The organism is Candidatus Koribacter versatilis Ellin345, from assembly GCF_000014005.1.
Classification (GTDB): Bacteria; Acidobacteriota; Terriglobia; order Terriglobales; family Acidobacteriaceae; genus Korobacter; species Korobacter versatilis_A.
Genome location: NC_008009.1, coordinates 2307182 through 2319211 on the forward strand (window position 1 = coordinate 2307182; position 12030 = coordinate 2319211).

Here is a 12030-nt window from a genome sequence, read left to right on the forward strand (position 1 = left end):
CAAACATGCGGGTCGTCGCATCTCCAAAGGCGTGTCTTTATAACATTTCGCTCAAAGCGTGGTCAATTGCGCTGGAAGGGGAACGCGGAGCACACTGAATTTGCATGCCCACGGCGAGTCACTTGCGGCGCGAGATCATTGTCCGAAACCAGCGACGGGTGCGGAACGGCGCGGAAGTCGGAGTCAAAAGCTATGGCCGCGATGAGGTCGTGGTGTATTCCGAGTCGCCGGATGGGCGATCGCATGGGAATTTTTTCCCTGAGAGCTACGCCGCGATCCTCAAACGCCCGGAGTGGCGGCGCCGCCTCGCCAAAGTGCATACCGGCCGCCGAAACCTGCCTAACACCGAAAAGTGGAAGGAACTGGATGCCTGCACCAGCTCCGATGCGCTGCTGATGAACATCTTCTGCCATCCGGAAACGCTGGCGGAAGGGAAGTTGCGGAGATTGATGAGCGTCGATATGGAGGCGGAGCCGGAATTCGGCGTGAGAGTAGCCGCGCCACTGCAGAACGGGCATCGCGATCGTACCGAAGTGGATATGCGCTGGGGCGACCTGCTGGTGGAAGCCAAGCTGACCGAGACGGATTTCCAGTGCTGCCGCGAGGAACTGGTCGAGCGGTACCGCGATTTTGACGAGCTCTTTGACGCGAAGTCGCTGGCGCGCGGCGAAGCTGGGTACGCGAATTATCAGTTGATCCGCGGAGTACTCGCAGCCGCGTCGAACGACGATCGTTTCTGCGTGATCGCTGATGCGCGGCGTCCCGATCTGCGCGAACGCTGGTTCGCCGTGATGCAGAGCGTGCGAAGCTATGACCTTCGCATGCGCTGCCAGATGCTGACCTGGCAGGAGATCTGCGCGGTTCTGCCGGAGATTCTGCAGCAGTGGCTGGGAGAGAAGTACGGAATTTTCACGCCGGGCACGGAGCCGACGATGGATGCGGAGGAGTGGTACTGGTAATCCCACGTTCGTCGCCGGGAAATGCAGCGAGAGTCTTTGACGAGTTTGCGCGCCGTCGCTTACAATAAAACTCGTTACAATTCAGACGCGCACCGTCCTGGTGGGCACGCCAAGTTCCTCAGTAGCTCAATGGCAGAGCATCCGGCTGTTAACCGGAGGGTTGTAGGTTCGAGTCCTACCTGAGGAGCCATTTCTTTTCTGCAACTTACTGGAAAATTTGCCGCTGCTGAGCGGTTAGCGTTGCGTTGGAATTCATGTTGGGTATTTTAAGCGCGTCGCTCGGTATTGCAGCGCGTGAGGCGGATTACTAGCGGTAAGGGGATTTATCGCTAGTAATCGAATCGGTTGCATTTCGGAATGGCTGAGAGCCTGTCAGAACGCGGTATTACGTGCTTCTGGCATTACGAAATCTGTGCAGTAGTCGAAGCGGGGAGTGATTACGATTTTGCCGCTCCGATTGATATATCCGCAATTTCCGCCTCCCAATTGAAGTATTGCCATCCCCTGCGAAAATGGAGCTACCGAAGAAAGAGGCGGGACATCAACTTGAATAGCGACTTTGTCGGAGCGGTCTATGTACGCGCACTCGTTGCCGAGCTGCACCACTTAGAAGTCCTTCGGAGAACTTGAATCCCTGGCACCCAATCGAGTTCAAGTATCTTGAACGAGTCACCGCTTTGCCGCTGCGATCAATGATCCAATAGTGCTGATCCCGCCCAACAACAGCAACTCCCTCCGAAAAGTCCACAGCGCCATCAAATTCCGCTTTTATAGCGAGATTGCCGCTCGCATCGATGTAGCCCCATTTGTCACCAATATGCACCGACGCAAGGCCGTCAGAAAAACGTCCCGCCCCGTTGCCGAGTTCAACAGTGCGGAGAGGATTTCCGGCGGTGTCGATGTACTGCGTTTTGCCATTATGAGATACTGCAGCGAACCCTTCTTCAAACAGTGTCGCAGTGTCAAATTTCAGCGCAATACGCACCGTGCCACTCGTATCAATGTAACCGTACATTTCCCCGATTCTTACCGGCGAGAGTCCTTCGGAAAATGCACCAGCATCCCGGAACTGCGGCTCAATCACTACTCTTCCTGAGGGATCCACGAAGCCATACCGTTTTGCGACCATCACGGTGGCAAGTCCTTCCGAGAAATTCCCAACGCTGTCAAAGCGCGGCGCAATCTTCGGCGCTCCGGTTTTGTCGATGAAACCCCAATGCCCATTGAGTTGTACTGCTGCCATGCCTTCGGAGAACCCACGTGCACGTTCGAAATCGAGAGCGTAGACGCGATTACCCGCAGTGTCTACAAAGCTGCACTTTTCTTGAATGCAGACCATTGCTCGCGGCTGGTCGCTGGAAGTTGGCTGCTGTGCATTTACCGTAAATGCCGAGATTGCGGTAATGATGAGAAACGACGGTTTAGCCCCGTTCACAATGTAGATGACACCACAGATGGCGCCGTGGTTCCAGATTACTGTTGATAACAGGGCTTACCACTAGTAATCGTGCCACATCGGATTACTTGTGAGAAGGCGATTAATGAGATGGTCCGCCGCCGAGTACGATCTTTCGGCTCGGCAGATTCCAACAGGAGGATCATCTCATGCGTATCGTAGCGGTCGGTATCGATCTCGGTAAAACCGTGTTTCACCTGGTGGCGATGGGAGAGCGCAACCGCGTGCTGGTGCGGCGGAAGTTCTCGCGTCAACAGCTGTTGGCTTACACGGCCAACCTCGAGCCCACTTTGATCGGCACCGAAGCCTGTGCCGGCGCCCATTTTCTCGCGACAGCCCTATGTGCGCAGGGACACGACGTGCGCCTCATGGCAGCCCAGTTCGTGAAGCCTTACCGTAAGTCGAACAAGAGTGACTTTCTCGATGCCGAGACGATCGCCGACGCGGTGCAGAAGGAGAACATGCGCTTCGTGCCAGTCAAGACCGACGAGCAACTCGATCTGCAGGCTATGCACCGCGTGCGCACTCGCCTGGTGCAGCGGCGCACGGCACTGATCAACGAGATCCGCGGGTTCCTGCTGGAGCGCGGCATCATCTTTCCCGCGAAGCCGATTCACCTGCGCAAGCAACTTCCGGGTGTACTGGAAGACGCGACCCAGAACCTGACGCCGAGGCTGCGCTGGCTGCTCTCTGAACTTGCGGAGGAGTGGAAGGAGTTGGAAGCTAGGATCATCGCTATCAGCGACGCCATCGAGCGGATCAGCACCAGCGATCCACTCTGCCAGCGTCTGCGCCAGATCCCAGGCTTCGGGCCGCTGGTTTCGACAGCAACCGTGGCCGCTATCGGCAACGGGTCGTCGTTCCGCAAGGGTCGCGACTTCGCGGCGTGGCTCGGTGTTGTTCCCCGACAGTACTCCACGGGTGGCAAGACGGCGCTCTACGGCATGAGCAAACGCGGCAACCGTTATCTACGACAGCTGCTGATCCATGGCGCGCGTGCTGTCCTGATCCGGGTGAAGTACGACACCGCAGGGTTGGGGCAGTGGATCCACAAGCTGGCCGAGCGTGCACCGCGCAACAAGGTGATCGTCGCGATCGCCAACAAGCTGGCGCGTATCGCCTGGGCGGTACTCGCGAAGGGTGAGCCTTACCGCCATCAGCCCTTGGCGGCCGCAGCGTAGTTCGGCCGTGGAAAAGACGCTGCGCTTGGAAAGCAAACACCGCTTTCCACTTTCCCACCGCCGCTGCGGCGGCTGGTGATCAACCAGTTCTACCAGGGTCTGCGGAGGAAGAAGAAGGACGAGAAAACAGTCAAACGGCGCGCCGGAAAACCTGTTGTTGATAACGGTCTCACTGACCGAGCGATTTATCAGGACCGGCGCGCGCGGATCATCATCGAGGCCCGGAGAATCGAATCTCCACATTGAGGCCGGATACATTTGCGCAGACTGTCATTCCGTCCATCACTCTACCTCTTGCAGTCCGGCGGCGGACCATACATTCTCAACAGCTATCGTTCAGGAGCCTGTCTGACTCCACCTGTTCCGACTCGGAGCACTGAGGACAGAGAACGCGAAGCGTCGGAGTCTCATCCTTCATCCGCTTCGCTTCATCGTTCAGGGCGATGTCAATTCCGCACCTGCTGCACTTGCCAAAGTACGGTCGATAGCGGTGGCCATGTCGTTCACCCTTAGGCCACAGCCGACAGATGACGAATTCCATATTTTTCACTTGTGATAAGGGGATTTCTCGCCAACTATCGCCTGGTTCGAGACGAAAACTGGTTCCGGCCCTCCCCAAATCAGTTGGGATTTAGGCGCCAAACACGACAGCCCCACCAAGTCGCCCACAAAAGGTAGAACAGATAGAGTAGATACCAAACGAAGAAAGGATTGCCGAGACGGTGAAGCACTAGCGCGAGCAGTAACGCACAGGCTAGATACGGCATGAAGAGCAGAAAACTTAATCGAAGGCTCTTCCTCCGGAAGAAAACCCAGTTCCACCCTGCATTCAAGACCATGAGTATGGCCGTTAGGGCGACCCCGATTTCCGTCAAAGGGATTGTGGGCTGAGTGCTCAGCAGCGAGCTAATAAGAAAAAAGAAGAGCACGTAATAGGCGACACCGATGAGTGTCCAGACCCAAAATGGTGGAGCTAGTCCGGGCATTCTTAGCTCTGCGAGGACAGCCCTGACCCGGGTACCCGATGCCAGCCCTTCAGCAATCGCGGCGATGAGACACGTAATGAGTGCCCACAAAAACGGCTGCTGCGCTGGTAGGGTGGTGAACAAAGCAGTTGGAGACTATCATCTCTATGCACAAGGCTGGAAAAGAACTCGAAGACAGTCACCGTCCCGATTGTTAGCGAGAACAGGCCTTACCACAACTAATTGGGCCACATTGGGGTTACTTGTGAGAAGGCGATTTACTAATGGTCATCCTCGAAGGAGCTTGCTCCGAGAAAGCTGAACCAACAAGACGGACACCACGCCATAACAAAAACGGGACTGGCCACAGCAGCAGCGGAGACAGAGGGAGATTGCCGACGCCATAAGCTGCTGCAAAACTCGAGGCGAAGGGGCTGCGTCCAGGAACCAATGCCAGCAAAACGAGGTAACAGAAAAAGCCGACAAACACTGTAGTGAACAACGACACTCCATAAGGCTTCGACGTGATCAGCGCGAAGCAGGCAACGGACATTGCAACCAGCAATATGAGGTTGACCACGTTCATTCCAATCAGGACCTGGTACATGTAGGGCGCCTCCGGCAACGACAACGGACGGCGCAACAGGGGCAGTTCATCGTGACCCAACATCCAGAAGCTCCACAGCACAAGTAGAGCGGTCACGCATCCAACAATTCGGATTGGCCATACCCATCTGTTCATACGGGATTGTTCCCTCCCGCTCATCGCACTCTACCCTGAGAGTGTTGGCGTAACAGCCCATACCACCAACTATTTTGGCACCGGACGATTACTTGCGGGAAGGAGATTTCACAACCGCTGAACAGGGGATCATCATAATCTCGCGGAAAGCGGACGCTTACGCTTACTTCCAAAGCGGAACCGCCAACTTGGCCTTTATCTTGATGACGTTTTCAACCGGCGCGGGTATCGTGATTACGACATTCCATCCCATTTGGCCACCTGCCTCAGCCTCGTAGCAGACTGGAGAATACGAATGATCCGCAAATTACTTGCTACTTCCGACGATTCCGTACTCACAGCCCTTCGGCTCGTCCTCGGCATCGTGATGTTCGCGCACGGCGCTCAAAAAGTGCTGGGCTGGTTCGGCGGTTATGGATATTCCGGCACCATGCAATTCTTTACGGGCACGCTGCATATTCCAGCGCCGCTGGGTATCCTTTCCATGGTGGCGGAATTCGCCGGCAGCTTGGGCTTAATCGTCGGGTTGCTCGGACGCGTCGCCGCGTTGGGCATACTTGTGAACATGGTAGTAGCCGTTTTGAAAGCTCATGCACCGAACGGGTTCTTCATGAACTGGGCCGGAAATCAGAAAGGCGAGGGATTCGAATTTCACCTACTGGCCATCGTGATCGCGCTGGCGATCCTGGTCCGCGGTTCCGGCGCGTTCTCGATCGACCGGTGGATCACACGCGACCGTGTGTGAAACTGGCTGGCATTTAACTTGCCGTCAACAGGCTCATCGTAAGGATGGGCTTTTCATTCGCAAGTGCGGTCACGCTTCGACCAGCCTTTACCACAATCTATTTTTCCCGCAGCGGGTTACTCGGCAAAAGGCGACTGTCACCACTTATACGGAGTCAATGCCGTGCGGCATGACATGGCCGACCAGCTTGCGTGCGGCGTTCAGGCCTGCCCCCGAAACGCTAATTTCGCCTTACACGTTACCGGCACTTCATGACAAACCCTTGTGTCGCGCCGGAATAGTAATAAGCGTACCCCACGCGGTCGCCAAGGTCGTTGATGCCGGTGTACACCGTGTACAGCAACGCGCCCTTCGGGGCAGGATAGGCGTACGTGTAATAGATCCCATTCTTGTACGTATAGGCGTAGAAGTCATTGCCGTTCTCGAAGTAGCCAACGATGGACTCGTACTTGTTGATAGCAGATGCCCACATCGCGGTTGAGCCAGGTTTCGGCCCAAAGTTTGTGAGCTGGCCATTTTTGTAACGGAACACAAAGGCATCCGTGGCGGTGCCGTACTCGCCAATCACCTCGCCGGTATTGCTGATCCCCGTCGCACTCGCGTTCATGCTATTCGGTGGCGCAATCTCCGTCCACGTTGAGCCGTGCTTTACGAATGCATGGTTTAAGCCGGTAGGAATGAGTTCGAAGTAGCCCACCAGGTCGCCCGCATTGTTGATACCTGTCAGAAATGTCGATGCTGCACCTGGGTAATCTACTTGGGTGAACGTCCCGTTCTCATACAGGAAGCCGTGAGAATAGGGATAGGGTACGTCCCCCACCAGCACGCCATACGTGCCGGCGATCTGGCCCTTGTCATTGCTGGCTGCGAACTGCGTCTCTGTCGCTCCGGGGTATTGGTAGGTAGTGAACACTCCGTTATTCCAGCGAAACCCGACGATCTGGGGAACATTTGGATCGGAATGGTGGAAGTAGCCGACTACGGTTCCGTAACGGTTGATGCTTCCGGTATAAATCGTTCCTCCTTGCACCAGGATATCGGTGCGTACACAAGTTTGCGCGAAGCCGAACGAGCCGAGGAACAAGGAAAGAGCGAGGCTTACGAAAAGGAATGAGCGGCGCATGCGATTCTCCGGAGCCACCGGGACGGACATGGCGAGTTGCCGCGATTAGAACTCTGGGGAGTTCCGCAGGTTGTCTGGCCAGCAGCTTTGTTGTCCGAGCGGATTACTTGTGAGAAGGCGCGAGCTACTTCGGCAAGTTGGCGCTGCGGTGACCGTGCGCTACTCACTCGCGTTCACCAGCGGAATCAGCGACGACAATTGCAGATTGATCATCAGGTCAATGTGGCGATCGATCTGGAACCATAAGGCCGTCTTCTTTGGGGAGATGACTTTTTCAAACGCGGGAACATACTTGAGGCGCAGGGCGTGCAGTTCCTGGTCGACGGCCGTGGAGCGCTTCATGTAATCCTGCGCCTGGGCCTCGGTCATGGTGTCGTAATTCGCGGCGTATTCCTTGATCAGCGCCCAGCGTTCGTCGTTGGGCTTGATCGCCTCTTTCCGGTACTGATCGAAGATAGGCCAGAACTTGGTGGCTTCGTCGGCGGTGAGGGTCATGTTCTGCGCCATGAGTTCCTTGCGGTTCTCACGCAGGTTAGCGCGAAGCATCTCGATGTCTTTGTCGTTGATCGAATCCGGCTGGGTATTAGCGCCGCTTTGCGAAGAAGGCTGCGGTGCTTGAGCAAATGTCAACACGCTGGAAAGGAGAAGGGTGGCGGCGGCAAACGAGAACGCAGTGACAACTCTCTTCATGGGGGAATCTCCTGGCGCGCTAGGGTAGCAGGTTTTCCGACCTCGCCTGACGACTTCCGGCGACTATTCTTCCTGCGCCGCCAGCTTGCATAGCAGCGGCCGAGATCCATTCGTAAACGATGCCGGGTGTTGGTGCCGGTAGAAGCAAAGGCTAAGCGACGGCAGTTCTTGCTTCGCGTTTTCCGCCGATCATCAAGCCGATCCAGCAGCTAATCGGCCAGATCGCCATCCACGAGAGGGAATACCAATGTGGCCAGCCGGAATTCCATCCGCTGATGGTGAAACCAAGTCCCATCACTTCGCCGAGGATGAAGAACCAAAACACGTGTTTTCCGGGACTGCCGGGAGCGAAGCGGGCGCAAACCCAGGCGCTAAGAATTGAAGCGATGGTGAAGCAGGCGGTGCTCGCCACCAACGGGTTTGTTGAGGGGATGTGACCTCTCACGAAGTCGCCGGGGAAAATCAAACTGAGTAATGGATCGCTCGCGAACACGAGGGCCATCGAGAGGATATAGCTGCCAACCACAACCGCGATGGATTTCAGCATGCGAATGCCTCCACTTGCCAGCCAACTGGATCAGGAATGAGTGGCAAGAGGATAGCGGCTGGGTGGACACTTGGCTAGCGCTTTTGGGGAGTTCGTCACAAAGAAATCGAGCCGGAAGGAAAGCTTCCGGCCGCGATGGGAATTCAGTTTTTTGGAGCTCTGGCGGCTAGCCTTTGGCCGCGCCAGGAATCAATCGGCGGGCGAAGCGAATAACCGATTCAAGAGCGTCGCTATCATCACCAAGGCCCTGAGCGCGAAGCTGTTTCAACGTATCGTCCATGCGCTTCTGGTTCTCGCGATCAAAATGGACGAACCGGAAAGCTTGCACGCCGTTGCGAATCGTCAACATCTCGATCACCGTGCTGATGGTGCCGGACACCGCGGTCATCTTCATTTCGGCCAGCGTACCGTGGGTATAGCGCTTGCCGAGCCGCATGGTGCCGCCAGTCGCGGATAAAACCGCAAGATTTCCGGCGATACGTTCACCTTCGATGGATAAGAGGACTTTTTCGTTAGCGGACAGTTTGTAGCGGGAAGCCCTTTTGGGATGCTGGGGCCCTTTTTTCAATACCATACCGTGCTCTCCGGGACATGAAGAAGCGAACTGCATAACCCATGGCAGGCGGACGCTCGGGGAGAGTCCTGCTTCCGGGGGTAACTCTTGAGTGGTCAGATTGTACCGCGAAGCGCAAGAGATGACAGCAGGGTTTATAAAACCGTTAGCGTGTATCGGTAGTAACCAGCATGGGGAGCGCGATGGTGGTGACGTCGTCGGGATTGTCGCGGAGTTTCACGTACAAAGTCTTGTTTTTCGGACGCGGGATCGGCAGGGCATTGGCCAGAAACCCGTCGGGGACTTCGACGGAGTTGGTGAAGTCCTGGTCGGCGCTCACCGAGTCAATCAGGTAGAGCTTTTCACCGAGCAGGGAGCACTGCTTTTCCGGCGCGCCCGAGCAGTGGATGCCCTTGAGCTGCGGTACGCGGACCAGCGAGACCAACGGCTGCCAATCTCCGGCGACCCCCGCAGCCGTCACCGGGCGGAACTTTAAGGGGCCGAAGGCCGAAGGCCCGAGATGGCGCATCGGATTTAGCACCGCAACCAGCGTTTTGGCATCCTGCATGGTTAGATTGCCATCCTGCGCCGTAAGAACGACGCGGAAGGCGTCGTCAGCCGTCGCGACTTCAATCTTTTCGTCGGCGGCAAAAGTGTTTGGCATCTTCGCTTTCAGAACGAAGCTCAACTCGGCATCTTGCGGAAGGTCTTCAGGATTGCCAAAGCGGATGTTCGAAGGCGCGGCGTCAGCTTCCGGCTGCACCGTTTTGTTCGCGAGCGTGACCTGCGGACGCGGCGAATCCACGCGGACTTTCACATCGAGGGTGCGGCCGTCGGTGAGAGCAGCGTGCGCGGTGAGCGCCTCGTCGGGCTTGGTGCTGAGCTGCGAATTCTCCGCGGCGGCGAGCTTCAGTTCATCCTGCTGATTGGCTCGCGAGAGGCCCTTCGGAGTGAACTTCACACCTTCGAGCTCCAGGCGGGCGACCTGGTCGAGGCGGGTGCCCTTGAGAATGCCTTCGGTATCGCCGGCGTGGATGTTAAACACATCGAGGCGTCCGGCTTCGGAATACGTGTGGAGCGCGATGGTATCGGGTTCGCGGACGCCGTGCTTCACCACGGCAATCTCCAGCCGGCCTTCGCTTTCGCCTTTCAACGGAACGTGCAGCTCAAGTTCATCCGGCTTGGAACGCTTCCAAGTCGCCGTGAGCTTGGCGCCTTTCTCGTCGTGGACGGTGACTTCCTTCACGCAGGCCGCGTCATCGAGTGAGAGATGCAGCGTGTCTTCGCGGCCGACGATCAACGCACTGGCATCCTTCGATGCAACCACCAGCTTCGAGGAGCGCGGGCTGCGGAAGGAGAAGTGCGGGCCTTCAAAGTTCTGGAATCCCCACGTCCCGCGCAACGTGCCGGAAAATTCTTCGTCATAACTGGCGGGCTTGAGTTCAGACGTATCTACCACGAGACCGCCGCGCGTGGCGTCGGGATGAGCATGGAGGTCAATCTCTTCGTCGTTGGAATTCTCCACTCGCAACGTGAGGTCGTGTGCCAGATCGGTGGCGAAGATCAGGGGTGCGCCGTCAACCGGCAGCACCAGATGTGGCTCCGCGATGCAGAAGATCGCCTTTTGGTCCACCAGGTGGAGCGGCGGCGGAACCGCATTGATGATCGGCGGTAGACCCACGACGATGACAGACTTGGGGTTTCGGAAGGACGGCGGATTATTCAAGCGAAGGTTTAAGGTATCCTGCTTTGGCACTGCAAGGGCAGGGATGTACTGAAATTGCGCGGTATGAGCGTTAGCCAGGATGCGGGCCACGTCCATGACTGCCCCGATGTAAGGGCTGTAGTAGCCAAAGCGCGCCTGCGGCGTGTAGCCGATCTGCGACATCAGATCGCCCGTAGGCCCAGAGGTGATTGTGCTCACCATGCTCTCCGTGTGGGCATCGTCGAGGACCAACTGTTCCGTACCTTGGGTGAGACACGGCACCTGCTGCGCCGTCGGCTTATCGAAGCACTGGTTGTCCACCTTCATGTTCAAGCTGCGCGCCAGGAGTTGGGTGCGTTCCTTGAACTGGTCGTGGTCGGCGGTAGGAATGTCTTTGATGTCGGCCAGGTATTTGTCGAGCCGCGCGCGGTCCAGCGAAGCCTGCCACAAATCTTGCGAGGCGCGAACGAATGCGCCGGGGCGTCCGCGGACGGCGCGACGCAGGGTGCTGAAGCCGCCGCCGGTGTCAGGGGCAAGGAAGATCAGCGCCTGCTGGGCTTCCGCCGGCACGGTAATGAACAAGCCTTCGTCGTGCACGTGCTTGTCCCAGGTTTCGACGCGCGTGAACCACGATTCCGGCGGTGGGTTCGTGGAGCCGCGAAGGAACACCACGATCATCAGGTAATGGACCGATTGGCTGTCGGGGAGGTCGGGATGCACCCATAGGCGATCGCCGGGCTGGAGGTTCGGCACTTCGGAGATCGGCAGCGTTTTGCCGGCGCGCTCCACATGGACGTCAACTTTCGGTCCAGTGAGGTCGAAGGCGGCAGCATCTGCCCAGCAGAGATTGTTCGCAGCAAAGATGGCGAAAAAGCAGAGAAGAGTTCGAGCCGTCGAGCGAAAAAAGTCCATCAACGAAAACATCCTGCCCAACACGGCCATGGAGGACCGTTGCTTTATTGTAACGGCCACAAGAGGATCGCGGGCCGACGAATCCGTAAGATTAACGGCACGTTGATGCGAAGGGTTAAGAAGAATGAGCGACCGGCCGGGGCCGCCCACTCCGTTGGAAGCAACTATTTCCGTCGGCCGCCGATCCAGCCGATGATCATCCCCGCCACGGTTCCCACTGCAAATGCTGCGACCAAAGATTCGACGGGATGACGCTTGATACGCTGCTGCGTGTCTTCCATGAATTCTTCCGTGGCATCACAGCCGTGTTTGATGGCGCGCTTGGCCACGCCAATGCCATCTTCGAAAGCCTCGGTCATCGCCACTGCGGCTTTTGAGGCACGCTTTGCCGTACCCGCAACGTGCTCACTGGTTTTATCGAGAACGGATTCCAACATAAGAACTCCTTGGCT

General features: G+C 57.1%; 13 protein-coding genes and 1 tRNA gene. 4 read left to right on the forward strand and 10 right to left on the reverse strand.

The features are described 5' to 3' along the window. Positions 1–104: 104 nt before the first annotated feature. Both ACID345_RS09840 and ACID345_RS09845 read left to right on the forward strand, forming a co-directional pair. On the forward strand, positions 105–959 hold the full coding sequence (locus tag ACID345_RS09840) for a PGN_0703 family putative restriction endonuclease (RefSeq protein WP_011522722.1): 855 nt from the start codon (positions 105–107) through the stop codon (positions 957–959). Positions 960–1074: 115 nt separating this feature from the next. Next, positions 1075–1149, forward strand: a tRNA-Asn gene (locus tag ACID345_RS09845). 182 nt (positions 1150–1331) lie between these two features. Here the strand turns inward: ACID345_RS09845 and ACID345_RS27485 are convergent. Both ACID345_RS27485 and ACID345_RS09850 read right to left on the reverse strand, forming a co-directional pair. Beyond that, the gene (locus ACID345_RS27485) at positions 1332–1460 is read right to left on the reverse strand and encodes a WG repeat-containing protein (protein ID WP_083763709.1); all 129 of its coding nucleotides are present in this window, start codon (positions 1458–1460) and stop codon (positions 1332–1334) included. 40 nt (positions 1461–1500) lie between these two features. Further along, positions 1501–2394, reverse strand: coding sequence for a WG repeat-containing protein (locus ACID345_RS09850; RefSeq protein WP_011522723.1), 894 nt, complete (start codon positions 2392–2394; stop codon positions 1501–1503). Between the two features lie 170 nt (positions 2395–2564). On the opposite strand from ACID345_RS09850, the gene ACID345_RS09855 reads away from it, so the two are divergent. Continuing rightward, positions 2565–3596 (forward strand): IS110 family transposase, encoded by a 1032-nt coding sequence (locus ACID345_RS09855; protein WP_011521152.1) that lies wholly within the window; start codon positions 2565–2567, stop codon positions 3594–3596. A gap of 620 nt (positions 3597–4216) precedes the next feature. On the opposite strand, the gene ACID345_RS27490 is transcribed toward ACID345_RS09855, so the two are convergent. Both ACID345_RS27490 and ACID345_RS09865 read right to left on the reverse strand, forming a co-directional pair. Further along, positions 4217–4705, reverse strand: a complete 489-nt coding sequence (locus ACID345_RS27490) for a tryptophan-rich sensory protein (RefSeq protein ID WP_041855588.1) — start codon at positions 4703–4705, stop codon at positions 4217–4219. 115 nt (positions 4706–4820) lie between these two features. Beyond that, a complete protein-coding gene (locus tag ACID345_RS09865; RefSeq protein ID WP_148210069.1) occupies positions 4821–5264 on the reverse strand; it encodes a hypothetical protein in 444 nt (147 codons plus the stop codon). A 334-nt stretch (positions 5265–5598) separates the two neighbouring features. Here ACID345_RS09865 and ACID345_RS09875 point away from each other — a divergent pair, with 334 nt between their 5' ends. Continuing rightward, on the forward strand, positions 5599–6048 hold the full coding sequence (locus ACID345_RS09875; protein WP_011522724.1) for a DoxX family protein: 450 nt from the start codon (positions 5599–5601) through the stop codon (positions 6046–6048). 238 nt (positions 6049–6286) lie between these two features. On the opposite strand, the gene ACID345_RS09880 is transcribed toward ACID345_RS09875, so the two are convergent. The 6 genes from ACID345_RS09880 to ACID345_RS09905 all read right to left on the reverse strand — a co-directional run bounded on the left by ACID345_RS09880 (position 6287) and on the right by ACID345_RS09905 (position 12015). After that, the gene (locus ACID345_RS09880) at positions 6287–7171 is read right to left on the reverse strand and encodes a hypothetical protein (RefSeq protein WP_011522725.1); all 885 of its coding nucleotides are present in this window, start codon (positions 7169–7171) and stop codon (positions 6287–6289) included. 159 nt (positions 7172–7330) lie between these two features. After that, the gene (locus tag ACID345_RS09885; RefSeq protein WP_011522726.1) at positions 7331–7861 is read right to left on the reverse strand and encodes a hypothetical protein; all 531 of its coding nucleotides are present in this window, start codon (positions 7859–7861) and stop codon (positions 7331–7333) included. Between the two features lie 151 nt (positions 7862–8012). Further along, a complete protein-coding gene (locus ACID345_RS09890; RefSeq protein WP_011522727.1) occupies positions 8013–8408 on the reverse strand; it encodes a hypothetical protein in 396 nt (131 codons plus the stop codon). A 166-nt stretch (positions 8409–8574) separates the two neighbouring features. Then, positions 8575–8982, reverse strand: coding sequence for a hypothetical protein (locus ACID345_RS09895; RefSeq protein WP_011522728.1), 408 nt, complete (start codon positions 8980–8982; stop codon positions 8575–8577). Positions 8983–9127: 145 nt separating this feature from the next. Beyond that, entirely contained in the window at positions 9128–11578 is a 2451-nt protein-coding gene (locus ACID345_RS09900) for a hypothetical protein (protein ID WP_011522729.1), read from the reverse strand. Positions 11579–11742: 164 nt separating this feature from the next. Then, complete coding sequence (locus ACID345_RS09905; protein WP_011522730.1) at positions 11743–12015, reverse strand: hypothetical protein; 273 nt, start codon at positions 12013–12015, stop codon at positions 11743–11745. Positions 12016–12030: the final 15 nt, after the last annotated feature.